Source organism: uncultured Shewanella sp. (assembly GCF_947491715.1).
In the GTDB taxonomy this organism is placed as follows: Bacteria; Pseudomonadota; Gammaproteobacteria; order Enterobacterales; family Shewanellaceae; genus Shewanella.
The window spans coordinates 53,237-77,182 of the sequence record NZ_CANLKR010000014.1 but is presented as its reverse complement, the minus strand read 5'-3'; the positions used below and the strand labels follow the sequence as shown (position 1 = coordinate 77,182).

The following is a 23,946-nucleotide window of genomic DNA, read 5'->3' as shown; positions in this document are numbered from 1 at the left end:
GGTAGGTATTTACTTTATATTCAATCTGTTTTTACTTAATGGAGTTAATACCAAAGTGTTATATAGTGCGTTATTTGTAGCCTGTTGTCTAAGATAGTTTTCATACCTAGGTATGATGTGATAGCTCAGCCTTTTTGACAAAATCCTCCTAAATATTAAATAAATTTAATGTTAAGAGAGGACATCATGGCGTATTTCATTATGGCAGTTATTGGAGTCATTAATTATTCTTTCATTCAACTAATACAGAATAAAGGGTTTAAACTATTAAAACTGTTCAGCCATATGTTAAGCGCCGGTGTTGTTTATATCGGCAGCTTTTTTATTATACCTAGCGCGTACGCTGTGTTTCCAAATGATCCAGGATTTGGGCATGAATCAAAAAAAGCATTGCTACATGATATTGCTGCGCCGGAAGCATGGGAGATCACTACGGGGAGCAAAGAGGTGGTGGTTGGCTTAATAGGAAAGGGAATTGATTATACTCATGAAGATTTGATTGACAATATGTGGGTTAACCCCAAGGAAATTGCTGACAATGGATTGGATGATGATGGCAACGGTGTGATAGATGATGTCCATGGTTACAATGCGTTTGATGACAACGGCGATCCCATGAATTACGGAGAATATGGAACTGAAGCTTTTCACGCTAGTATGGAGGCCGGCATCATAGGCGCGAAAGGGAACAACGGATTCGGTGTCGTTGGTGTGAATTGGGATGTGAGCCTCGCTGCTTGTAGAGTAATGGATATGGAAGTGGACATTCAGAACTTAACACTATTAGATGAATGCCTTAGGTATTTTATTAATTTAAAACAAGATTACGGTATTAATATTAAGGTTATTCATATAGGGATATCAGGAGCTTATAGCGATGAAAATGCAGCAGTATGGCTTAAGGCTGCTGCTGATGTGGGCATATTATTGGTTGTACCTGCTGCCGTTAATAATAACAATGAACAAGCAACTTATCCGATGAGCTACCACCATATCGATGGTATTTTAACAGTGACAGCGTACGATTTGATCACAAAAGTATTGAATTTAGGCACTAGAGAGCCTAATTATATTGATATGGCTGTACCATGGGATGCAGCACTTGCAAGAGATTTTTCTTTTTTTATGTCATCGTCACTACCTTCCTTTTATGCTTACATGAATAAACCTTCTCATGATGCTGCGGCACATGTCAGTGGTGCCGCTGCTTTAGTTTGGTCTATATATCCCGATTTAACTGCAGCTGAAATGAAGCATTTATTAATGCATTCAGGTACCCCTGTGACGAGTTTAGAGTCGACAACAGTGTCGGGTAAGAGCTTGAATATTGCTAATGCGCTAGCCGTCGCTGAGGCCATGACACCAGTACGAGAACCCGCACCAGATACACCGCCAACCGCGCATGTAAGCGAAGCACAAACGGTATGGGTAGGGGATATGGTATGGTTAGATGGCAGCGAGAGTCATTTACATCCTGGCAGTGACGCTAATATGTTGAGTTTTCACTGGGATGTGGTTGCCACGCCTGCTGACAGCAATGTGAATGCAACTAGCTTGAGTAATAGCAGTGACATGTCACCCAGTTTTACTCCCGATGTCACCGGCAGCTATATGTTGTCACTGATGGTCAGTGATGGCATTTTTGACAGCGAAGTGGTAATGGTCACAGTCACAGCTAATGATGGCTCAATCGACACGGATAATGATGGTCTAACGGATGAATATGAGACTAATCATAGTTTCACCGATCCAATGTTGGCCGATACCGATGGTGATAATATTCCCGATGGTCATGAAGTGAATGCCTCATTAACCAATCCGTTAGTGCAAGATCTTTGCTTTGGCGAAAAAGCCACCCATTGGGGCACCAGTGGTGACGATCGTATTAACGGCACCCATGGCGAAGATGTGATCATGACCTTTGGCGGTAACGATACGGTTCATGGTTGGGATAAAGCCGATAGGATTTGTGGTGGCGCCGGTAACGATGTGATTTATGGTAAACGTGGCACCGACTTTATTGATGGCGGTGCAGGTGATGACTATATTCACGGCAATGCAGGTCATGATGTGGTACTCGGTGGTGACGGCAATGATATCCTGATTGGCGGTAATAAAAATGATCATCTTGATGGAGGAGCGGGAACTGATAGTTGTGATGGTGGTACGGGCATTAACGACACATTAAATTGCGAGGCGTGATCACCATATTAAATGAACACAACAATAGCGATAACAAAAGCAAATGGCCTAAGGTGAATATCTTAGGCCATTTTTACTGGCATTGACGCTCCAATAATCCCTAGTTAATTTGTGGGTCTAAATCGCCCGCTTGATAGGCTTTGTACATGGCTTGTAATGATAAAGGCTTAATTTTTGAGCCCATACCGGCACTGCCAAAGGCTTGATAGCGTTCGCTACAGATAGCCGCCATGGCATCCATTGAGGCTTTTAAGAATTTACGGGGGTCAAATTCACTGGGGTTTTCCGCCAAGAATTTACGGACTGCACCGGTTGAAGCTAAGCGTAAATCGGTATCCACATTGACTTTACGCACGCCATGTTTAATCCCTTCCACGATTTCGTCTAACGGCACACCGTAAGTTTCTGGAATGGCGCCGCCATATTGGTTAATAATCTCTAACCATTCTTGTGGTACAGATGAAGAACCGTGCATCACTAAATGTGTATTAGGAATACGAGCGTGAATTTCTTTAATACGATCGATTCTCAGTACATCACCCGTCGGTTTACGACTAAATTTGTAAGCGCCGTGGCTGGTACCAATGGCAATGGCTAGGGCATCAACATGAGTATCGGCAACAAAACGAGCCGCTTCTTCTGGAGTGGTGAGCATTTGATCTTCGCTTAATGTACCCGTCGCGCCAATGCCGTCTTCTTCTCCTGCTTGGCCAGTCTCTAAACTGCCTAAACAGCCTATTTCACCTTCAACCGATACGCCACAAGCATGGGCAAAGGCAACCGTTTTACGAGTGACATCAACATTATACTCGTAAGACGAAGGGGTCTTGCCATCAGACATTAACGAGCCGTCCATCATGACAGAAGACATGCCAAGTTGAATTGAGCGTTGACACACATCTGGATGAGTTCCGTGATCTTGATGAATACACACTGGAATATCAGGGTATTGCTCTAGGGCTGCTGCCATCAGGTATTTTAAAAATTGTGGTCTTGCGTATTTACGGGCACCTGCCGATGCTTGCACTATGACAGGGCTGTCACAGGCTTCGGCGGCTTGCATAATGGCACGCATTTGTTCTAAGTTATTGACGTTAAAAGCAGGTACGCCATATCCGTGTTCCGCTGCATGATCTAACATTTGACGCAAAGAGATTAAAGCCATTGTTTACTCCAAGTTGTAGGGTGACAAAGGTGATCTTGATGTCCGCTATCGCGATCCTTAAGTCATTGGATATTAAAATTGTCTGTTTAGGTCTTTTTTCTTTCACATTTTTTAGCAGTGTATTGCTAAAGGGGTATTCTAGGGCAGCACTCAGGTAGTGAGTGGTCCCACTTAATACCCAAATCACTTGAAAGTGCATGTTTTCAGAGCCCGTAAAAGGGCTTAATTCAAGGCGCATTAGTGAAAGAATGCTTATTGCCTTGTGAGATCATGCAACGCAGAAGTTAGCGTTTTTACGGACTCCCAACGGGCTGGTTTAAAACACTTTTATACTGCGTTATTGAGTATCAACTTAGAATGACTAAGCCAGAAACTCAATGCCTTGCCTAAAAATGTTTTAATTCCAGCTGAATCCTGCATCTTCAAGTGATTTGGGTATATCACTGAGCACGATTTTTATTATATTTTTAACTATACCCGTGATACTTGAAGATGCATGTTTTCAGAGCCTGTAAAAGTGCCTAATTCAAGGCGTATTATTGCAAGAATGCTTATTGCCTTTTAAGGTGATACAACGCAGAAGTAGGTGCTTTTACAGACTCCCAAAGGGCTGGTTTAAAAGCCTTTTATACTGCGTTACTGAACATCAGCTTAGAATGACTAGGCACGCTGTTCAAAGCCTTGCCTAAAAGGCTTTTAATTCCAGCTGAATCCTGCATCTTCAAGTATCACGGGTATATATATCTTACTATTTATTGACCACGGCTTTCTAGCATGGCAACAGCCGGCAGTTCTTTGCCTTCTAAAAACTCTAAGAAGGCGCCGCCACCAGTTGAAATATAAGAGACTTTGTCGGCAATACCATATTTATCAACCGCTGCAAGTGTATCACCGCCACCGGCGATGGAAAATGCTTTTGAGTCGGCGATGGCCTTGGCAATGCGCTCAGTACCTTGACCAAATTGATCAAATTCAAATACGCCGACGGGCCCATTCCATACAACAGTGCCTGCTTTGCTAATAATATCAGCTAATATTTCACTGCTGTTTGGACCTATATCAAAGATCATGTCTTCACTGCTGACATCGGTGACCTTCTTTAATGTGGCTGTGGCCGTTGGGCTGAACTCACTTGCCACAACTACATCTGTCGGCACTGGAATGCTGCCTCCTCGGCTTTGGGCAGTATCCACTAGACGTTTAGATTCATCAACTAAATCGGCTTCAAATAGAGATTTGCCGACATCGTGACCAGCTGCTGCGATAAACGTATTCGCAATACCCCCGCCGACAACAAGCTGATCGACAATACCAGATAGACTTTCTAATACAGTGAGCTTAGTAGAGACTTTTGATCCACCTACAATCGCAACCATGGGACGTGCCGGATTGTTCAGTGCTTTACCCAGCGCATCAAGTTCACCTGCCAATAATGGGCCTGCACAGGCAATGGGTGCATGTAATCCCACGCCATGGGTTGAAGCTTGAGCGCGATGGGCAGTACCAAAGGCATCCATAACATAGACATCACATAATGCGGCCATTTTTTTGGCCAGTGATTCATCGTTACTTTTCTCGCCCACATTAAAGCGCACGTTTTCAAATACAACGACTTCACCGACGTTAGCATCAACGCCCTCTAAGTAATCTGTGGCTAAGCGAACAGGGCAGGTGAGTGCATCATTTAAATAGTCGACAACAGGTTGCATTGAAAATTGTGCATCAAACTCACCTTCGCTTGGACGGCCAAGATGAGACATCACCATGACTGCTGCGCCTTTTTCAAGGGCCATTTTTATCGTGGGTAATGCAGCGCGAAGACGTGCATCACTGGTGACCTTACCGTTATTGACTGGCACGTTAAGATCTTCTCGAATGAGCACGCGTTTAGACTGAAGGTCTAATTCACTCATATTAATAATAGCCATTCGTAAGCTTCCTTTAAGGTTTAAAAAATGGGTTCAATATGTTGGTTTGATCCTGCACGCTTTGCATGGATCATGGCTAAACTGGTGTCGAGCATACGGTTTGCAAAGCCCCACTCGTTATCGCACCAAAGTAATAGTTTGACTAAATGGCCGTCACTGACACGGGTTTGGGTGCCATCAACCACACTGGAGCGGGGATCGTGATTAAAATCACAGGAAACCAGCGGCTCATTGGTGTAACCGACAATCCCGTTAAACTGGCCTAAGGTGGCGCTGCGTAATACGTTATTAATGGTATCAATATCGACACGCTTTTTAAGGGTTAATGATAAGTCGATGGCGGTGACATTAATGGTAGGCACGCGAACAGAAATGGCTTCAAACTTATCTTTCATGTGCGGCAAAATACGCTCTATTCCTCGAGCCAATTTGGTATCCACTGGAATAATAGACTGACCTGCTGCGCGAGTACGGCGTAAATCGTCGTGATAGGCATCGATCACTTGTTGATCATTCATCGATGAATGTATGGTGGTTATTGCTCCACTTTTAACCACAAAATGCTTATCGAGAACATCGATGACAGGAATAACACAATTAGTGGTACAAGAGGCGTTTGATACTATGGTATGACTGGCTTTGAGCACCTGTTCATTGACGCCATAAATAATGGTCGCATCAACATCATTACTGCCTGGTTGGCTAATGAGCACCTGCTTTGCGCCAGCTTGAATATGAGCCAAACACGCTTGTTTGTCACCTAAAACCCCAGTCGCTTCATAAACAATATCGATGTCGAGTGCTTTCCAAGGAAGCTGACTGGCATCTTCTTCATTTAATAATCGAATACTGTCATCACCGATCAGCATATGATCGTTTTGTAATTGCACTTGGGTTTGAAAGCGACCGTGAGTGGTATCATATTGGGTTAAATGAACCATGGCTTCGGGCTTAGCCAATTCATTTATGGCGACAATTTGAATTTTATCGCGTTTATCCGATTCATAAACAGCACGAAGAATAGAGCGTCCTATACGGCCATAGCCATTGATTGCGACTCGGATCATGATGCTTTGTTACCTCTAATCTTAATGTGGTGTGCTGCAAGAGTATATCAATGTTTCATCGATAAAATAACGGCCTACCCTAAGGTAAGCCGTTATTTATTTGTCATCGATTTAAGATGTTAACAAAGCCTGTTGTCGTAACATGCTTAAATCACATTGCGCCATAGTGCTAAAAACAGTATTAAAGTAACTCTTTAGCGGCGGCAACCACGTTATCGACAGTAAAGCCAAACATGTCGAAAAGTTGGTTAGCTGGGGCCGACTCACCAAAGGTGGTCATACCTATGATACGACCATTCAGGCCAACATATTTATACCAGTAATCGGCAATACCTGCTTCAACAGCGACGCGGTTAGCGACAGCACTTGGTAGTACTGACTCTTTATAAGCCGCATCTTGTTTGTCAAATACATCGGTTGCTGGAATTGAGACAACCCGTGCTTGATGACCTGTGTTTGCCAATTCAGCTTGTGCTTTAACGGCAAGTTCAACTTCAGAGCCCGTCGCAATTAAAATCACATCAGGTGTGCCTTCACAATCGACTAAGGTATAACCGCCTTTTGCGATGTTTGCGAGCTGTTCATCTGTACGTGTTTGTTGCGAAAGATTTTGACGAGAGAAAATCAATGATGTTGGGCCATCATTACGCTCGATAGCGTATTTCCATGCGACAGCAGATTCGACTTGGTCACAAGGACGCCAAGTGCTCATGTTAGGGGTTAAACGTAATGATGCCATTTGCTCAACAGGTTGATGAGTCGGGCCATCTTCACCTAGACCAATAGAATCATGAGTGTAAACGAAAATAGAGCGTTGCTTCATAATCGCTGCCATACGCAGAGCGTTACGAGCATACTCCATGAACATTAAAAAGGTTGCACCGTAAGGCACAAAACCGCCATGCAGAGCAATACCGTTCATGATGGCTGACATACCGAATTCACGGACACCGTAGTGGATGTAGTTACCGGATGCATCATCCAATGTTAGCGGCTGAGAACCTGAATACATGGTCAGGTTAGACGGTGCTAAATCGGCACTGCCGCCCATAAATTCTGGCAACATTTTACCATAAGCTTCAAGTGCGTTTTGCGATGCTTTGCGAGAAGCAATATTAGCAGGATTCGCTTGTAGCTCTTTAATATAGGCTGCTGAGTCGTCTGCAAAGTTGGCAGGAAGCTCGCCTAATGTGCGGCGTTTAAGTTCAGCTGCGAGTTCTGGGTATGCAGCGCTATAGGCGGCAAACTTTTTATCCCAAGCTTGCTCTGCAGCAAGACCGGCTTTTTTTGCATCCCACTGGGCATAAATGTCAGCAGGGATTTCAAAAGGTGCATGTTCCCAGCCTAAGAATTCACGGGCTGCTGCAATTTCAGCATCACCTAGAGGCGCACCGTGACAATCATGGCTGCCACCTTTATTGGGGGAGCCGTAACCAATGATGGTTTTACAGCATAATAGGCTTGGGCGAGGATCGTGTTTCGCTGCTTCAATCGCCGCATTGATAGCATCGCTGTCATGGCCATCAACACCAGCAATAACGTGCCAACCGTAGGCTTCAAAACGTTTAACGGTATCGTCAGTAAACCAACCTTCGACTTCGCCGTCGATAGAGATACCATTGTCATCCCAAAAAGCGATAAGCTTACCAAGACCTAAAGTACCGGCTAATGAACAGGCTTCATGGGAAATCCCTTCCATTAAACAACCGTCACCCATGAAAGAATAAGTGAAGTGATCAACGACATTATGGCCTTCGCGGTTGAACTGTGCGGCTAATGCACGTTCAGCAATTGCCATACCGACAGCGTTAGTGATCCCTTGGCCTAATGGACCTGTTGTGGTTTCAATGCCTGGGGCATAGCCGTATTCAGGGTGCCCTGGTGTACGAGAGTGCAATTGACGAAACTGCTTCAAATCTTCGATGTGTAAATCGTAACCCGCAAGGTGAAGTAACGAGTAATGCAACATAGAGCCATGGCCGTTAGATAAGATAAAACGGTCACGGTTAGCCCATTCTGGGTTAGCAGGGTTATGGCTTAGGTGATCACGCCATAAAACTTCAGCAATATCAGCCATGCCCATAGGTGCGCCTGGATGACCAGAGTTTGCTTTTTGAACGGCGTCCATGCTGAGTGCGCGGATAGCGTTTGCGAGTTCTTTACGAGATGACATGCTCTCTCCTGCTTATGATTGAGGTGTAGTCTGCAATTATGGAGGCATATTTTCCCTTACTAATCGCGTTGAAGCAAATAAAATTCGTTAACAATGGTGCTTTATTCGGGTCTATCTTATGAAAAAAGCAATTGATGATCTTTAATAATAATGAATACAGTAGGTTGCTTATATCTTATTCAATATAATAAGGTCATTATTTTTTAAGGTGTGGTTAAGTTGTGTGTGACCCCTCCTTAACCCAATGTCTTGAAGATGACGCTTATGGTTATTTATTGCACGTTGCACCTAACGAATGAAATTAGTTTGTTGCCTATGTTTTTATTATGTTACTTAAGGTTGTTTTTTAAGATATTATCTCGTTTTTAGTGAGTAACCTATAATTGCGAGTTGTAATAATGAAAATAAAAACAATTTTTGTCACTGTATTATTGCTGGTTTTTCTATCTGGATGTCAATCAACGTCTGCTTATAACCCATATAAAGCGGATAAAAATATGATTTTGACAAATGTTAAACGTGTTGGTTTGATGCCAACGAATCTATTGGTTGAGGTCCCTAATGAAGAAGAAAAGCGAGGGTATTTTAATGCACAATTACAAGGTGTATTTGAACAAAAAGGATTTGAGGTTATTCCTGCCGAAGAATGGCGTCATATATACGATACAGTGAAAGCAAAAAGCGGTGATTTATTTGATGCTAAAACGGGAAAAGCGGATAAAGATAAATTTAAGGCAATAAAGGAAGAGGTGTTAGCGATTTACCAAAAAGAATTTCATGTCGATGCATTTGTTTATTCCGGGGTGATGGTAGTGAAAGCTAATTGGGATAGAAGTACAGCTCATTGGGATGGCGCGACAGCATCGACGACCGGACGAGAAGGTTTTTGGGCTAATTTTTTTGGTCCGCAGGCGACTGGGACAATGGGAGCCTTGTCGTTTCTTGTGAATATTGAAGATGTCAAAGGGGAATCACTTTTTGTAGAGTTTGGTGGGATTCAGTTATTAAGCAGAGTGTCGAGCCGTGATTTTGTGCCAGTTTCTAAAGAAGACTTGCTTGCGAATAATCAAATTAATGATAATGCGATAGCATTATCGACTTGTCGCTTTTTTGAAATATGGGAGCCACCCGTTAAAAATAAACGAGGTAAAGTACAAAGTTGTCGACGTTAATCATTTACCTGAGTTTTTATGACAGAATAAAAAGCTCAGGTAAATTTATATCGAACCAGTGATATAGCTATAAAGAGTAAAAAGTAAAAAGAAATAAACATAGAACCTAAAGTAAATTGCTCATTTGATAACATGAGATTCGCCTGAGCCAAACTGTATAAGCTAGATACTAGGGCAAAAGCAAAGGTTAGTAGGGCGGAGGCCATTCCTTGTCCCTGTTTGATATTGGCCATGGCAAAACTACTGGACATAGGGTTTAAAAATCCGATGGTAAAACTGATGATATACAGCGCAGTAATGCTAAAAAATAAATGGATTTCAAAATAGAATTGGTATAATAAACATATTGCCAGTTAAAGAAAATCCTGCCCCTGGCTAAAATTGATTGTGACCTACAAAGCATAAATAAAGGTTAATGTCAGTATAGAAAAAGATGTCAATAACTCTTAAAAGCATGTGATTTTAGCTGTGAAAGCATCAATTGATTAGGTGGAATAGTTATTCTTAAGCATCATATTTCATGATATTAGTTCGTCTCGGCAATAACTTTACAGCCTGGTAGGTTTACTTTAATAAATTGATTTTAATTATTTTAATCGTTTTATTTTATTGTGTTGTATCAAAATTTCTGCGTGTTCAATTGATAAATTTTAACGTTTAAGGCTATTAACTGATGCGATTTTCCACTAAGATAGACGTCTAGATGTAGATACTTCTACACATTCAAATTGTAATTATACGGGATTATTCATCATGGCAAAGCACTTGTTCACCTCTGAGTCGGTCTCAGAAGGTCATCCTGATAAAATCGCCGATCAGATCTCTGATGCGGTTCTAGACGCTATTTTAGAGCAAGATCCAAAAGCGCGCGTCGCTTGTGAAACTTATGTCAAAACTGGCATGGTGATGGTTGGCGGTGAGGTGACGACTTCGGCATGGGTTGATATTGAAGAAATTACGCGTAAAACTGTTCGCGATATTGGTTATGTTCACTCTGATATGGGATTTGATGCTGATTCATGTGCAGTGTTAAATGCGATTGGTAAGCAGTCCCCTGATATCAATCAAGGGGTTGATCGGGCCGATCCCAAAGCGCAAGGTGCTGGTGATCAAGGTCTTATGTTCGGCTATGCCAGTAACGAAACGGATGTTTTGATGCCTGCCCCTGTGACTTATGCCCACAAATTGGTTAAGCGTCAGTCTGAAGTTCGTAAAGACCGCACTTTACCTTGGTTACGCCCAGATGCGAAGAGCCAAGTGACATTTGCCTATGATAATGCCGGTAAGATTCAAGGTATTGATGCGATTGTGTTATCCACTCAACACTGTGACACGGTTAGCCAAGCTGATTTGATTGAAGGGGTAATGGAAACCATTATTAAGCCTGTGTTACCCGCGCAATGGCTCAATCGTGATACGAAATATTTTATTAACCCAACAGGCCGTTTTGTGATTGGTGGTCCTGTCGGCGATTGTGGTTTAACGGGTCGTAAAATCATCGTAGATACTTATGGCGGTATGGCACGTCATGGTGGTGGCGCATTTTCGGGGAAAGATCCTTCTAAAGTGGATCGCAGTGCAGCTTACGCTGCTCGCTATGTCGCGAAAAACATTGTTGCAGCTGGCCTCGCTGAACGTTGTGAATTACAAGTGTCTTATGCTATTGGTGTGGCAGAGCCGACTTCCATCAGTATTGAGACCTTTGGCACAGAAAAAGTGTCTCACGACATCTTGATTGACTTAGTGCGTCAACATTTTGATTTACGCCCTTATGGATTAACAGAAATGTTAAATTTAGCCCGCCCAATTTACCAAGCTACAGCGGCTTATGGGCATTTTGGCCGTAGTGAGTTCCCTTGGGAGCAAACGGATAAAGCTGAAGTGTTACGTAGCGATGCCGGTCTTTAATATTCGTTGCATTGGATAACATATGTATGTGTATAAGAACCGCCTTTGGGCGGTTTTTTTGTACTTATAATTTAGGAATACTATGAATATTAAGCAATTGAAGTTTAATTGGCTGTCTGAGAATAGGCGAGAAGTTAAAGCTTTCTATCGTCAATATATGCCTTATGCTAGGCTGAATCGTAAAGAAGCGATGGCAGTATTCCAATTAAATTCTACGCAAATTGTCGCAAGCGTCCGCTTTAGACCAATAGGGAAATTACTGTTAATGACGGGATTACTCGTCGATCCCACTTTTCAAGGTATGGGATTGGCGAAGAAATTAATACTCAAAACATGCGTTCATTTGGACGAAAAGCCGATTTATTTATTCACTGAAGCATCTTTAACTGACTTTTATCAGTGCAGTGGCTTTATGTCAATTCAGCAAGGTCCAAATGATATCATGCAGCTTTTATTGAAATATCAAAAGCAAGGAAAACCCTTGCTTTTGATGCAATATGTTGGGAACAATAATTGAAATGTCACGCTTCATCTCTTGTGTGACTCAATAACAAATAGTAGTCACGGTCTTCAAAGGTAAAGAAGTCGATGACTTGCATGGCTGCTTTTTGGGTATGGGCGGCAAAAGATCGCTCATTTTCATCAGAAATAAAAGTGATCATATAAGGGTACTTTTTGACGACTTGTTGTTTTATCTGATTGACTAAATTATTAAATAACCCTTTTCCTCTATAGCTAGGATGGATCCAAATTGGGCCATATTGGCAAGTATTGTCTTTTGTTAGGGTGATAGACTCGAGCTCCATATGCTGAATTCTTCGTAGCAGCATTTGGTAAATTGGCCCGTGTTCAAAGAAAGCCCAACTGCCAGCAATAACATAAGCGACGATATGGCTTTCGACTTCAGCTACCCATAAGTACTCTTTTTCAATGAGTCGTGCCAGATCATTGTGATTAAAGCTTTGGCCTTGCAGTTTAGTTGCTTGATTCTGAGATAACTCATCTTGTTGGTAGGTTTGCTCCAATTGCGCTAATGCGCTAATGTCTGTTGCATGCGCGGCTCTGATCTTCATAGTGTTCTCAATAGTGCTTTTTAGGGATAATACCGTATTTAGGCCTACATTGGTGGGGGTTTCTTTTCTCAAATTAACTTTATCTTACTGATTTTTACGTTATAATTATTAAAATGTAATTAAATTAATGGCTTTGAGAGCAAATATGGTGACGTTAAGATTGATCCAAGTCAGTGTTGTATTACTGCTTACTGGCTGCCAATCGACAGGAGTGACAGTTGATAATCAACTTAAACTGGAAGGGGCATGGCATATTGAGAAAATCAATGGCCAATCAGTTGTCAATTACAGCCCAGCTAAATTAAATTTTAGTCAAAACGGTGTATTGAGTGGCAATAATAGTTGTAATACCTTTTCGGGGAATTATACCTTTATCGGTGATGCATTAACTTTAGCCCCTGAAGCAGGAACAATGAAAGCTTGTGTTGATGCATTAGAGTCACAAGAAAAACAAGTGATGACGTTAATGCCAAAAGTGACTCAAGCGCGGTTGGTTAAAACGCAATTATTATTACAAGATGAAGATGATAAGACATTGTTTATCCTAAATAAAACTTCTAATTTTCAAGATGATAATGTTTCGGTGATATTAGAAAAATAAGGAATGATGTAGATGCAGATCCGTCAAGCTCAACAAAATGATAAAGCGGCGCTAGTGGCGTTTAATCTGGCAATGGCAAAAGAGACAGAAGGACGCGATCTGGATGTTACGCTTCTCAATCAAGGTGTGAGCCGGTTGATTGAATCGCCTGAAAAAGGCTTTTATTTAGTCGCGGATATTGAAGGCGAGATTGCGGGCTCTTTGATGGTCACCTTTGAATGGAGTGATTGGCAAGCAAAAGATTATTATTGGATCCAAAGTGTATACATTTCGCCACAATATCGACGCCAAGGGATTTATAAGAAGCTATATCAAGCCGTGAAAGACAGAGCTGAAGCACAGGGCGGTGCGGTAAGTTTTCGGCTTTATGTTGAGCAACACAATCAAGTGGCCCAGAATACGTACTCTGCATTGGGCATGCAGCAAAGCCACTATCTTTTATTTGAAGAGTAGTATTAAGAAAATTGGCTTATTAAAGAAACATCAGGACAATGAGCATTATTTGGATTTAGGCTGAGACTATTTGGTATTTGAAGTATGGAAACGGTTTTTATTGGTTAGATGTCTTTTCGCCTACCGTTTAAATGGCTAACCAAAGAAACAATAGAATAGAAGTGATTGTTTTAAAAATTTAATATTCAGCCTTAGTGTAAGGATATTTTTATGGGTAATTTTGAATTTCGAGGGATCAATCATCTTGCGTTGGTTTGCCGAGATATGAAAAAAACGATTACGTTTTATCGTGATATTTTGGGAATGCCGTTAACTAAGACAGTGACTTTACCAAGTGGACATGGTCAGCATTTCTTTTTTGATTGTGGTGGAGGTGATCAATTAGCCTTTTTTTGGTTTTCCGATGCCCCTGAGTCGCAGCCTGGGGTGACAACGGCCAAAAATTTAGTCACTAAAGGGGACATAACGACAGCACATGGCTCGATGAATCATGTTGCTTTTGATGTGCCATTGGAGAGAATGGATGATTATAAGCAGCGGTTGAAGCAAGCAGGATTGGAGTGTACGGATGTTTATCATGATGATTCTGAACAAGGGATCGGTCAGGAATTAAATAAATCGACTTTTATCCGATCGATATATTTTAAAGATCCAGATGGAATATTACTTGAATTAGCATCATGGACACGTGAACTGACACTTGAAGATGTTAATGTTGAACCCATGAACTTAGAGGACTAAGATGAAGTCAGTTCGGAGCTTTTTCGGCGTAATATTTAGAAAAACAATCGGACGGTTTATGCACGGATTTGAATAAGGAATACAGTAAAGCCACCATCGATTATTTAAAGAATGGTGGCTGTTTTGAAGTATTATTTTAACGGCTTAATTCAAAGTGACTGTAAAATCAGCATTTGGGGCTCCGCCTTGACATTTATCAGCCCAGTCTCCGTGGTGATCTGGAATATTTACATTGTCTGTTTCATTATGAAGCCTCCAGCGATATCTTTTAGTTGTATTAGCATCTCTACCACAGTGTTTAGAATTAATGTCTAATTGAAATTCCCATGAATTTTCATCATCATCGCCAAAGACCAAATCAATTTGTGTCTTTTTCTGATTTTTATCTTTATTTGTGTATATTTCCATATAACATGATGAATTAGGAGCAATTTCGCTTGTATTGCAACCAACAGTTTCAGCACCAGTAGTTTGATCAAATATAGACTTTGAAAACTCATAGGCCACGTAGTCCTCTTGTTGATCATCAGAGTTTTTAAAAGTGCCAATGGAATCCACAGATGACTCTTCATTAAACGTAATAGTACTATCACTATTATTTGTTATTGTGATCGTTGCTGTTGAGTCATAAGCAAAGCAATAAGAGCTGAAAACAAAAATAGGGGCAATTAAAGAGAATGTTAATTTTTTCATGGTACACCTGTCGATTTAATAAATTTTAAGTGATTAACTAAAGTTTATTTTACTTGAATAGTTAATTTATTTTAATCTTGTAATTGTTAGGTGATATTTTTAATTTATATTTTTTTATTCAAGTCGTTAGGTTTTTTAATTTTGAGATTTACATTCAGTTATGTCAGGTTATGTCTGAATGTAAATCTTTGTGTGAATTCAAAGCAACTAAAAGCGGGAAAAGAGTGAGTTTAAATTAATTAGCCAATTCATATACGGTGAGTCAGTTTCAGTATTATTGATCCACTTTATGATGATGCAGTTTGGGATCCCAAGCGAGCGCGAGAAACAATCACGCAAAGAATACCGATGCTATCAGTAAATAAAAGCTTGTGTTCCAGCCTGAGTATTCAATGACGGTGCTCATAATCGCATTGGCGGGAACGGTTCCGACAACATAGCCAAAGACCAGTAAATCCAGCGGCCATGCCTGCGGCTTTTTTGGGAACCAAATCTAAAGCATATAAGCTTATGAGCATAACAGGCCCATAGATAAGAAAGCCTAATGCGGTGAGTGAGGCCATATAAATCCAAATTTCATGAATAAGGTTAAGCCAACAAATAGGAATGGCAACCAGCATGAGTAATAAGTCAATCCTAGATCTTAGCAATAAGCGACACACGTTTACCTTTGGCTCATTTACCTGAAAGCCAACCACATAAAATAGTGCCTAGGATCCCAGCATATTTAAACCAAAAAGTGGACCAAGCAGCGTTATTATTTGAAAAGCCTTTATCACAGATAAGATAAGTTGGGGTATTGGCTTAATCATAAAATCAATCGTGGTTGAAAGGAATAATTCTGAGGCTACAAAATAGCGAATTTTCGAATAATCCGAGACATTGCTCATAAAAATCTTATCAAAATGTGGTCGGGATCCGCTGTGACTCAATAAAGATTGAATCTATTGTATAGGGGGGGCGGCTGACGAAGGGGCAGAAACTTCTGAAGATGTTTTGATATCAATATGTTATTTTAGATTTTATTTATTAAATAATGTTTATATTTAATGTGTTAACGTTAATGTGTTCTTTTATGATAAGCAGTGTTGAATTGGTAGGTGTTTTTTTATTTTTTTGTTCTCAAGTTTCAAATTTAAAAGAATTAATTGGGTTTTTCACTGTTATTTATTTGAAATAATATTTTTATTTTAGTGCGGAAAAAATAGATGATACACATTTTTTGTTGTGTAATGGTTTAAAAAATGATCTTTAAGGTTTGTATTTTGTTTTTAACTTTATTTCTACAACAGGATAGTTGTCATTTTATGTGATTATTGTTTTTATTTTAAAAGAGGCGCTTTAATGTTACTCAAAATAGGCTAATATCATTATGGCAATTAGGCTTTAGTCTGGTTCACTAAGGCTTGTATAAGAAATGTAAGTCATACCGATGTGTGAGAATAAGCGAGTCAATAATAAAGTAGAGTAGGGGGCGATGATGGCAGTGTCTTATAAGTTAGTCATAATCTGGTGTGGTCTAGTCTGGTTAGTTTGGTTTGATATCGTTAATTTAGTTGGGTTTATTTAATATTTTATTCGCTCACATTTTCGTTCTGAGCGTTTTGAGTTGGGCTAAATAAATAAAAGGTAAGGTCATAATACTTGTGGTTAGAATATCCATGATGCTATGGTATTGCTGATATACCATTAACAGACAATAAAGCAGCATTGAAGATGTTGCTAATATGAATTTTGTTGTTGATTGACGGGAAAAGTAAACCATAAAGACCAAAGCGAGTGCGGTATGGGTACTGTAATCGAGCCCGAATCGAGGCCAAATATTCATCGTGTCATCTAGCCACATGAGCCCATAGATAAAGCCGATTGAAACGATAATACCGACAATAGATTGCTTTACATTAATCCAACCTCTATTTCTTGAGATTTTTACCACGGATATGACAAAATATACACCCAATAAAGGAATATACGTGTCAGCAATAAAGTCCCACTCTTGGTATGTCATGTATTGATTCTCTAGTCAGTGAATATGTTTTTAAAGCGAGTTACTTTAACTGAAAATTTTATTAACCGATTAAAGTAACTCATTTTTATTATTGTATTCTTAAGTAAGAATACAAATAGTGATGTTATATCATTAATGCAACATTCCGGTGAGAATGGGGATCAGGATTATTGCTAAGCATTTTCTATCTTGTAAATTGGCAGGGAAAGGATTTGCCATACACACTTGATAGGGGTAGTTACTGCCTGCGATATGATTACCTGAAAACATACTATCTAAATTCGGAGTGAGTGGGCCTTTAAATAGGCCGTTAAAGAGTTTATCTCGGTTATTCTCCCTCCAAGGAACAAATCCTATGTTGGTTGAATAGCTATTCAGACTTTGATTATAGACATCGTGGCTATTAGGTAAAGGTGGTGCAATGGGCATCCATTGATGGTTACCATCGATGTTTGCAAAAGCACTTGCCATAATATTATGAGTACCACTGAAACTATTGGATGGTAATCCCGCTTGGGTGGCTAAAACTGATAAACCATTGGTATCAAGTAAAGCCAATTTAGCTAATTGCAGTGAATTAAAAACAACGGAAAACTGGTTTGGGTCAAATTTTCCGGTCGTGTTTAATTGCATATCTGCTTTTATGCGTTGTGCCATATCAGGTAGCATCAAAATTCCTTTTGAAGACTGCGTTTCAGGCACGCTAAAGTAGTGGTTTAATCTAGAGTCATTGATTTTTTCGGACGATACATCGAGAAGTAATTGCACATTTTCGGGCACTAAGTCACGCAGTTCATCACCTACTTGTTGTTTAAGTTCATTCGTTAAATCTTCGATGATATTGTTAGAGAGCTCTTCAACTTTTGCTTTAACGCTCGATGATACGCCAGGTGGCGATGCTAATGTGTTGATGATTTCAACAATATTCTTCATTGCATCGATAAGTTCTCGAATCGAAGATAATAACCCAGCATTACAGGCATTGCCTACAGCGCTGGGAATACCGAGCAGTTGTGCATGATAGCATTTAAACCAAGTTTCTAATGGCTCAATAGTCTCCGCACCTGTGTAGGTACTGTTTAGCATGACTTGCCCATTGGCTTTGACGTAGGCAGACATAGCGCTGTCTAAATCCCCTCGCCAACTTCGCAGTAAACCTTGTATGGGGGAAACATCAAGCGAGATCACTTGATTAAGATCGACAAAGGCATTGGCAACATTATTAACGGACTCGCTTGCGGCGATCATTTCTTTTTTCAGTTCGATGACCTTTTCAGTATAGGCAATATGGTTTTCTAGTAATTCATTTTCTAGTGAATATTTTACATTCACGATATCGATTAATTGGTCATTAATCGTATCGTTTACATCATAGCAAAGCTTACCTATTGCAGTACTGCCTGCGGCATCATTAACATTAGGGTGAGTACCTTGTCCTGTACTGTATACAACACTACTTGTATAAGGGACTCTTGTTATTCTACATTTTTGTGTTGGGGGGAGTGTGTCTTCAACCCAACATTCCTCCTTTTCAACAGTTTTAATATCAGGCCATAACAATAGTTCTAGTTCAACTAGTTTTAGCATGTTTCTGTCGATATCTAGATCGTGCTGAACATTAGCTCTTTTATTGAAGCAGATACTATCGCCGTCCCTACAGGCAAATGTAGGAATTTTTTTTCTATTAAATTCGATGTTTTTTATAAGTTCAGTTTTAGCGGTTTTGAAATCGTTATGGGTTCCATTGATTCTATGAGTTTCTGTTGAGGGGCGTTTTCTTTCTCTTCCAAATAATCCTCGAAGAATAGAAACTCCTATAGAATGGTTTGATATCCATTCGGATAATCCTGTTGGATCCCATTGAGTAGCATCATCTAGTCTTTCACAAGATTTACCTCTAAAATGAGAGTCTATTTCTAAAAGGGTTGTTTCTAGTTTTTGTTTTGTATTGAGTAAATCTCGTTGAAGTGTTTTTGCTTCATCATTTATTTTTTCCATACCATCAACTTGCAAGGTTTCGAATTTATTGCTGATGGCATACATTTTATTACTGGCAGCTTGAAGTTCGTCGGTAACAGGGCCATTTAAGATATCGAGAACAGGTTGCACGGCATCGACTATTGCGCCTGCTTCGGCATCTGATAAATCAATATTGAGCCAGTATTGGGCGGCAATTTGAGTGACCCATTTATCGATTTCATGCCAAATGCCTGCCTCAGCTAAATCATCGATGACTTGACGATATTGCCAATAAGCCGCTAGGTGTTTAGCGTAGGTACTTTGCTGATATAAAACCTGAGTTGTGTCGTTATAAATGAGTGTATCTCGCACGTTATTGGCATAATCATTTTCGATATTGACTCTGTGGTAAGCCGATGGCCAAGTTTGGCCAGCGTTGTTACGAATCGCTGGTGTTTTATCGGCAATATAGCCTTCGAGTGCAATGTGTCTGGTTTCGACTAATGTCTCGTCAGTGAGTGAAAAAATATCACCAGCGTATTTATTAACGTATGTGTGAGCGAATACATCTGATGAAGCGTGACCTAAAAATCCATAACTATAGGCGGTCATTAAGGTTTTATTATTAGTGTTGGGACTGTTAACTTCATTGAGTAAGTAATTTAACCATTCTGCTGTATTCCAACCATTTTCTCCTGGATGGATCAGGGATTGACCGACTAAAATATCCGGCGCTGCATCGGGGCCAATATGACCCATTAAAAAGGCATCTTGATAACTTAATATTGCTTGTTTTACATCTGAAGGAACGGATAATTGGATAATTTTGCCATCAAGTTCGATAGAAAGCTTACCATCACTTTCAAGATCATTAATGATTTGTTGTCCTATCCATACATGAGATTGAATTTTATAAGCTTGAGCTGAAAGAGAGAGGCTAAGCAAGAGAAGACCTAATACTACTTTTACACGATATAACACTGCATATTCCTTTATTAACACTTTGAATTTACTTTGAGTCTTTCGTGTATGTTAATGTAAAGTATATTGTGTGTATATCTAATAATATATATGAGTTAATTGATTTTTTTGGGGGAATAAAAAACCCGATAATTAGAGATTATCGGGTAAGTTAAGTCACTTAATTTAAAATAAATGAACCACTAATCACTCATATTCGCTTGTAAAATACGATCTTTTCTATCTTGTTCTTCATCGAAAGCGGCTTGGATCTCAGCGAGTACAGAATCGACATTCGCCACTTTGTTGCTTTCTTTGAAATGACCCGTTAATTCGGTATCGGGCGACAATTTACCAGACTCAAATAAGGCCCACATTTCTTTTCCGTAGCGAGTGGATAAGATGTCAGGGTCGTATTGGCCATAATATTGAGTCATGTTATTCACATCACGTTCCAGCATACGCTTGGCATTGTTATTGGCAGCAGCATCAACGGCTTGAGGAAGATCAATAATGACGGGACCAGTATGGTCGAGTAAGACATTAAACTCGGATAAATCACCATGAATAAGGCCTGCACAGAGCATAAGTTGAACATCTTTCATGAGTTTCTTATGGTGCGCTTTAGCTTGCTCTGGGGTTAATGATACGTCATTGAGTCTGGGGGCGACAAAGCCTTGCTCATCGGTAATAAGCTCCATTAACAGTACGCCATCAAAGCAGCCATATGGCTGGGGGACTCTTACGCCAGCATAAGAAAGTCGATACAGGGCATCCACTTCAGCATTTTGCCAAGCTTGCTCTTGTTCTTGCTTACCAAATTTGGAGCCTTTTTCCATTGCGCGGGCGCGTCGACTATTACGTCCCTTACGCCCTTCACGGTACTCAACGGCTTTTTTAAAACTACGTTTATCCGCTTCTTTGTAAATTTTGGCGCAACGAACATCATGGCCGCAGCGAACCACATAGACATCAGCTTCTTTGCCGCTCATTAGGGGTCTTAGTACTTCATCCACTAGGCCTTCGTCGACGAGTGGTTGTATTCTTTTTGGAATTTTCATTGGGGTCTTATACCCTACTTAGGCAAGAGATGGAACATATAACGGGATTTTATTTTTTATGTATTAATAATATCGTCAGGTTAGCATAAAAAATGAGGTGATTAGCGTAAAATCATGCAAAATCTGTTTTTACTAATTTAAAGGCAAACACGTATCTTTGTGGGATGCTTATACCATAAAGGTATAAATTTTAATTTTTATATATTTATTAAGTTATAAGAGACAAGGTATATTGGGTGTCTATATGTCATCTTAATAAAGTGAGTGGTAGCAGTGACGAAAACAAGGGACAACAACCTTAAAGGCAAAATATGGTTAGTGGGTGCAGGTCCTGGCGATGTCGAACTGCTCACACTGAAAGCGTACCGCATTTTACAATCCGCTGAAGTGGTTTTATATGATGCACTAATAAGTGATGACATTATGTCTGTGTTACCTGAAACAGCTGAAAAAATTCCTGTGGGTAAACGGGCGGGTAAGCACAGTGTGCCGCAAGATGAAATTAATCACATTTTGATAGAAAAAGGACAAACGGGCAAAAATGTTGTGCGGTTAAAGGGAGGCGATCCATTCATTTTTGGTCGAGGTGGCGAAGAGTTACAAGCTATTGTTAAGGCTAGATTAGATTTTGAAGTGATCCCCGGTATTACTGCGGCCAGTGGTACAGCCGCTTATGCCGGGATCCCACTCACCCATAGGGATCATGCGCAAGGCGTCACGTTTATGACAGGTCACTGCCAATTAAAAAGTCAGCCTATTGATTGGAATACCTATGCCAATCCCAATAATACATTAGTGATCTATATGGGGATTTTAAACGCTAACTTGATCAAACAAGGGTTAATGCAGGCGGGCAGGAATGCACAGACGCCTGTGGCGATAGTGTCAAAAGCGACCACACCAGGGCAACGTACATTTATCGGTACGTTAAATGAACTAGACCGCTTAGCCACCCATCCAGAGCTAGTTATGCCAGCATTAATGATTATCGGTGAAGTGGTCCAGCTTTGTGAAACGCTCAATTGGTACCAAACATAGAACTTACTTTTTCAGGTTGTATTTTAACCATAAAAGAACAACTCGCTCTAAGGTATATCAGGGACGGTATACTATAAAGTATTGTAATTAATATTTTTACTTTGGCGTTAGGCTTTAGTGTTGCCAAGTTAAATTTTGTGTAAATTGATTTCTAGCGAAGTACTAAAATCAGTTAATATAAATAAGATTTATTTCGTTTTGTGATTTTATCGCTGGGTAGTTTGTGCTTTTAAAGGGAATTTTTATGTACTTAAGTTGTATTATAGTGTCGATGTTATTGACCTATTTTTATGCTCAATATCAATGTAAACAACAGGACAGACATCTTGCTGTTCATCATGGTTTAGCCCAAAAGCAACCCATACGCTGTCAAATTCCTAATGTTCATGTTGGATGCTATTGGTTCATTTATGCATTACGTGCACAATCATTGATCATACTCACATTTAGTTTTATTGAGATTAAATTGGCGCAACAAGCAGTATGGATGATTACGCTTCAAACAATAATAGGTTGTTTATTATTTGGTTTATCTTTCATGATACTCCGTGGAAATATACTGGTTTGGTTTTTAGCGACCTTTTTAACTTGTAACCCTTTTTATTGGTGGAGTAATACTCGTTACTACTTTAAAAATAAAAATTTTTTTCATAATTAATCATAGGGTTATAATTTTATCCTTTGAAAGGATATTTTTACCTCCTTTTAAAAGTGAGTCTTGCTATATTAACTCTAGTAACGTATTATTTTTAAACATGTCTGTAAAGGATTGACGAGCATTATGACGTTAGAAGCCATTAAGCGTGCGGCAACCGCTTTAAAAAATAAGAAAAGTACTGATTCCTATGCGCTTTCGCATCAAATTAAAGCACAAATATTAGCCCGTAAAATGTCTTGTGATGAAATCAACCACGTCTATGCAAAAACCAAAATTCAACTCTAACGACTGTATCTCTTTTTGACTCTGTTCTTTTGCGTTAAATGAAAGTTTCATAGAAAGTTAAATGCGCAATCCCACATCATTATTCTTGCCTTTATCCTGTCTAAAAATGACTTTGTCTGTGAAGTGGTAATGGACATGACCCTTTATATTACAGATTAAGCAATAAGAATAATTAATCATAATCAACACATAAGGAGTTGTGTGCTGTGTGGTATCATCGAATTTTTGACGAAATTATTGAAGGTGATGACGACTTTGTCGGCATGATTGCCTATGCCATTTACAAGCAAGAGAAAATTAAATGGATTAACGTTCAATATGAGAAAACGGGAAGTTACCCTGTTAAAGACGAAATCGATCGTTACTTTCATGATGTGGCTTCAACCCCAGACTCCCTTGCTCGATATCGCCAGCAGGCTGAGGATATTGTTAATAAGTTCACTCAGTTGTCGTTATTTGAAGAGTTGGATGAATATAAAAAGCAGCTACGTGACGATCACATCATTAAATCTATCGAAGAGAAGCTCTATAAAGGCAAAGCAAAAACAATTTTTGAAAATGTGATTTCAGGTCTCGTGGCCTCGGGGATTATTGTGATCTTGAGTGTATTTTTATTTTTGTATGACAAAATGCAAGATGAGAAGTTTAATCAAGCATCCGGTATTCCAGAGATTGTAGAAAGGTATTTACCTAAAAATTTGAATGAGAACTCCGAAAATCATTTGAATGGTAATAAGTTAGAGAAGTTAAACGAGCGGAGTTATTGAACAGCCTTGAGCCGATAAACAGCCGTGAGCCGAT

The 23,946-nt window shown here is 39.9% G+C and carries 21 protein-coding genes; 11 read left to right on the top strand and 10 right to left on the bottom strand.

Going from position 1 to position 23,946, the window contains the following annotated elements:
- Window positions 1-186: 186 nt before the first annotated feature.
- Window positions 187-2,202 (top strand): S8 family serine peptidase, encoded by a 2,016-nt coding sequence (locus tag Q0779_RS11505; protein WP_298772700.1) that lies wholly within the window; start codon window positions 187-189, stop codon window positions 2,200-2,202.
- A 100-nt stretch (window positions 2,203-2,302) separates the two neighbouring features.
- Here Q0779_RS11505 and fba read toward each other — a convergent pair whose 3' ends face one another.
- The 4 genes from fba to tkt all read right to left on the bottom strand — a co-directional run bounded on the left by fba (window position 2,303) and on the right by tkt (window position 8,535).
- Window positions 2,303-3,367: a class II fructose-bisphosphate aldolase gene (gene fba / locus Q0779_RS11500; RefSeq protein WP_298772699.1), complete on the bottom strand. Its 1,065-nt coding sequence runs from the start codon at window positions 3,365-3,367 to the stop codon at window positions 2,303-2,305.
- A gap of 752 nt (window positions 3,368-4,119) precedes the next feature.
- Entirely contained in the window at window positions 4,120-5,295 is a 1,176-nt protein-coding gene (locus Q0779_RS11495) for a phosphoglycerate kinase (RefSeq protein ID WP_298772698.1), read from the bottom strand.
- 20 nt (window positions 5,296-5,315) lie between these two features.
- On the bottom strand, window positions 5,316-6,362 hold the full coding sequence (gene epd / locus Q0779_RS11490) for an erythrose-4-phosphate dehydrogenase (RefSeq protein ID WP_298772697.1): 1,047 nt from the start codon (window positions 6,360-6,362) through the stop codon (window positions 5,316-5,318).
- A gap of 181 nt (window positions 6,363-6,543) precedes the next feature.
- The gene (tkt, locus tag Q0779_RS11485) at window positions 6,544-8,535 is read right to left on the bottom strand and encodes a transketolase (protein ID WP_298772696.1); all 1,992 of its coding nucleotides are present in this window, start codon (window positions 8,533-8,535) and stop codon (window positions 6,544-6,546) included.
- 398 nt (window positions 8,536-8,933) lie between these two features.
- On the opposite strand from tkt, the gene Q0779_RS11480 reads away from it, so the two are divergent.
- The 3 genes from Q0779_RS11480 to Q0779_RS11470 all read left to right on the top strand — a co-directional run bounded on the left by Q0779_RS11480 (window position 8,934) and on the right by Q0779_RS11470 (window position 12,132).
- Complete coding sequence (locus Q0779_RS11480) at window positions 8,934-9,707, top strand: hypothetical protein (RefSeq protein ID WP_298772695.1); 774 nt, start codon at window positions 8,934-8,936, stop codon at window positions 9,705-9,707.
- 753 nt (window positions 9,708-10,460) lie between these two features.
- On the top strand, window positions 10,461-11,615 hold the full coding sequence (gene metK / locus Q0779_RS11475; protein ID WP_298772694.1) for a methionine adenosyltransferase: 1,155 nt from the start codon (window positions 10,461-10,463) through the stop codon (window positions 11,613-11,615).
- A gap of 82 nt (window positions 11,616-11,697) precedes the next feature.
- Window positions 11,698-12,132, top strand: a complete 435-nt coding sequence (locus Q0779_RS11470) for a GNAT family N-acetyltransferase (RefSeq protein WP_298772693.1) — start codon at window positions 11,698-11,700, stop codon at window positions 12,130-12,132.
- Window positions 12,133-12,136: 4 nt separating this feature from the next.
- Here Q0779_RS11470 and Q0779_RS11465 read toward each other — a convergent pair whose 3' ends face one another.
- On the bottom strand, window positions 12,137-12,688 hold the full coding sequence (locus Q0779_RS11465; protein WP_298772692.1) for a GNAT family N-acetyltransferase: 552 nt from the start codon (window positions 12,686-12,688) through the stop codon (window positions 12,137-12,139).
- A gap of 145 nt (window positions 12,689-12,833) precedes the next feature.
- On the opposite strand from Q0779_RS11465, the gene Q0779_RS11460 reads away from it, so the two are divergent.
- From Q0779_RS11460 to Q0779_RS11450, 3 genes are all read left to right on the top strand, one after another.
- Window positions 12,834-13,289: an META domain-containing protein gene (locus Q0779_RS11460; RefSeq protein WP_298772691.1), complete on the top strand. Its 456-nt coding sequence runs from the start codon at window positions 12,834-12,836 to the stop codon at window positions 13,287-13,289.
- Between the two features lie 12 nt (window positions 13,290-13,301).
- Window positions 13,302-13,742 carry a GNAT family N-acetyltransferase gene (locus tag Q0779_RS11455; protein ID WP_298772690.1) on the top strand — a complete coding sequence of 147 codons (441 nt, stop codon included), beginning with the start codon at window positions 13,302-13,304 and terminating at the stop codon, window positions 13,740-13,742.
- A gap of 210 nt (window positions 13,743-13,952) precedes the next feature.
- On the top strand, window positions 13,953-14,483 hold the full coding sequence (locus tag Q0779_RS11450) for a VOC family protein (RefSeq protein ID WP_298772689.1): 531 nt from the start codon (window positions 13,953-13,955) through the stop codon (window positions 14,481-14,483).
- 144 nt (window positions 14,484-14,627) lie between these two features.
- Here the strand turns inward: Q0779_RS11450 and Q0779_RS11445 are convergent, their stop codons facing one another.
- The 5 genes from Q0779_RS11445 to Q0779_RS11425 form a co-directional block, all read right to left on the bottom strand.
- On the bottom strand, window positions 14,628-15,176 hold the full coding sequence (locus Q0779_RS11445) for a hypothetical protein (protein WP_298772688.1): 549 nt from the start codon (window positions 15,174-15,176) through the stop codon (window positions 14,628-14,630).
- 389 nt (window positions 15,177-15,565) lie between these two features.
- Complete coding sequence (locus Q0779_RS11440) at window positions 15,566-15,826, bottom strand: hypothetical protein (RefSeq protein ID WP_298772687.1); 261 nt, start codon at window positions 15,824-15,826, stop codon at window positions 15,566-15,568.
- A gap of 932 nt (window positions 15,827-16,758) precedes the next feature.
- A complete protein-coding gene (locus Q0779_RS11435) occupies window positions 16,759-17,184 on the bottom strand; it encodes a hypothetical protein (RefSeq protein ID WP_298772686.1) in 426 nt (141 codons plus the stop codon).
- A gap of 132 nt (window positions 17,185-17,316) precedes the next feature.
- Window positions 17,317-20,124: a zinc dependent phospholipase C family protein gene (locus Q0779_RS11430; RefSeq protein ID WP_298772685.1), complete on the bottom strand. Its 2,808-nt coding sequence runs from the start codon at window positions 20,122-20,124 to the stop codon at window positions 17,317-17,319.
- 182 nt (window positions 20,125-20,306) lie between these two features.
- The gene (locus Q0779_RS11425) at window positions 20,307-21,164 is read right to left on the bottom strand and encodes a PA4780 family RIO1-like protein kinase (RefSeq protein ID WP_298772684.1); all 858 of its coding nucleotides are present in this window, start codon (window positions 21,162-21,164) and stop codon (window positions 20,307-20,309) included.
- Window positions 21,165-21,437: 273 nt separating this feature from the next.
- On the opposite strand from Q0779_RS11425, the gene cobA reads away from it, so the two are divergent.
- The 4 genes from cobA to Q0779_RS11405 all read left to right on the top strand — a co-directional run bounded on the left by cobA (window position 21,438) and on the right by Q0779_RS11405 (window position 23,912).
- A complete protein-coding gene (cobA, locus tag Q0779_RS11420) occupies window positions 21,438-22,202 on the top strand; it encodes a uroporphyrinogen-III C-methyltransferase (protein WP_298772683.1) in 765 nt (254 codons plus the stop codon).
- Between the two features lie 244 nt (window positions 22,203-22,446).
- On the top strand, window positions 22,447-22,860 hold the full coding sequence (locus tag Q0779_RS11415) for a hypothetical protein (protein WP_298772682.1): 414 nt from the start codon (window positions 22,447-22,449) through the stop codon (window positions 22,858-22,860).
- 123 nt (window positions 22,861-22,983) lie between these two features.
- Complete coding sequence (locus Q0779_RS11410) at window positions 22,984-23,145, top strand: hypothetical protein (RefSeq protein ID WP_298772681.1); 162 nt, start codon at window positions 22,984-22,986, stop codon at window positions 23,143-23,145.
- A gap of 206 nt (window positions 23,146-23,351) precedes the next feature.
- Window positions 23,352-23,912, top strand: coding sequence for a hypothetical protein (locus Q0779_RS11405; RefSeq protein WP_298772680.1), 561 nt, complete (start codon window positions 23,352-23,354; stop codon window positions 23,910-23,912).
- Window positions 23,913-23,946 lie beyond the last annotated feature (34 nt).

Bases quoted from the DNA above. Each gene is read 5' to 3' on its own strand.
- Q0779_RS11450 (WP_298772689.1), top strand. From the start codon at position 13,953: ATGGGTAATTTTGAATTTCGAGGGATCAATCATCTTGCGTTGGTTTGC.
- Q0779_RS11495 (WP_298772698.1), bottom strand. From the start codon at position 5,295: ATGGCTATTATTAATATGAGTGAATTAGACCTTCAGTCTAAACGCGTG.
- Q0779_RS11505 (WP_298772700.1), top strand. From the start codon at position 187: ATGGCGTATTTCATTATGGCAGTTATTGGAGTCATTAATTATTCTTTC.
- Q0779_RS11445 (WP_298772688.1), bottom strand. From the start codon at position 15,176: ATGAAAAAATTAACATTCTCTTTAATTGCCCCTATTTTTGTTTTCAGC.
- Q0779_RS11470 (WP_298772693.1), top strand. From the start codon at position 11,698: ATGAATATTAAGCAATTGAAGTTTAATTGGCTGTCTGAGAATAGGCGA.
- tkt (WP_298772696.1), bottom strand. From the start codon at position 8,535: ATGTCATCTCGTAAAGAACTCGCAAACGCTATCCGCGCACTCAGCATG.
- Q0779_RS11425 (WP_298772684.1), bottom strand. From the start codon at position 21,164: ATGAAAATTCCAAAAAGAATACAACCACTCGTCGACGAAGGCCTAGTG.
- metK (WP_298772694.1), top strand. From the start codon at position 10,461: ATGGCAAAGCACTTGTTCACCTCTGAGTCGGTCTCAGAAGGTCATCCT.
- Q0779_RS11415 (WP_298772682.1), top strand. From the start codon at position 22,447: ATGTACTTAAGTTGTATTATAGTGTCGATGTTATTGACCTATTTTTAT.
- epd (WP_298772697.1), bottom strand. From the start codon at position 6,362: ATGATCCGAGTCGCAATCAATGGCTATGGCCGTATAGGACGCTCTATT.
- Q0779_RS11435 (WP_298772686.1), bottom strand. From the start codon at position 17,184: ATGACATACCAAGAGTGGGACTTTATTGCTGACACGTATATTCCTTTA.
- Q0779_RS11480 (WP_298772695.1), top strand. From the start codon at position 8,934: ATGAAAATAAAAACAATTTTTGTCACTGTATTATTGCTGGTTTTTCTA.
- Q0779_RS11410 (WP_298772681.1), top strand. From the start codon at position 22,984: ATGACGTTAGAAGCCATTAAGCGTGCGGCAACCGCTTTAAAAAATAAG.
- fba (WP_298772699.1), bottom strand. From the start codon at position 3,367: ATGGCTTTAATCTCTTTGCGTCAAATGTTAGATCATGCAGCGGAACAC.
- Q0779_RS11460 (WP_298772691.1), top strand. From the start codon at position 12,834: ATGGTGACGTTAAGATTGATCCAAGTCAGTGTTGTATTACTGCTTACT.
- Q0779_RS11455 (WP_298772690.1), top strand. From the start codon at position 13,302: ATGCAGATCCGTCAAGCTCAACAAAATGATAAAGCGGCGCTAGTGGCG.
- Q0779_RS11465 (WP_298772692.1), bottom strand. From the start codon at position 12,688: ATGAAGATCAGAGCCGCGCATGCAACAGACATTAGCGCATTAGCGCAA.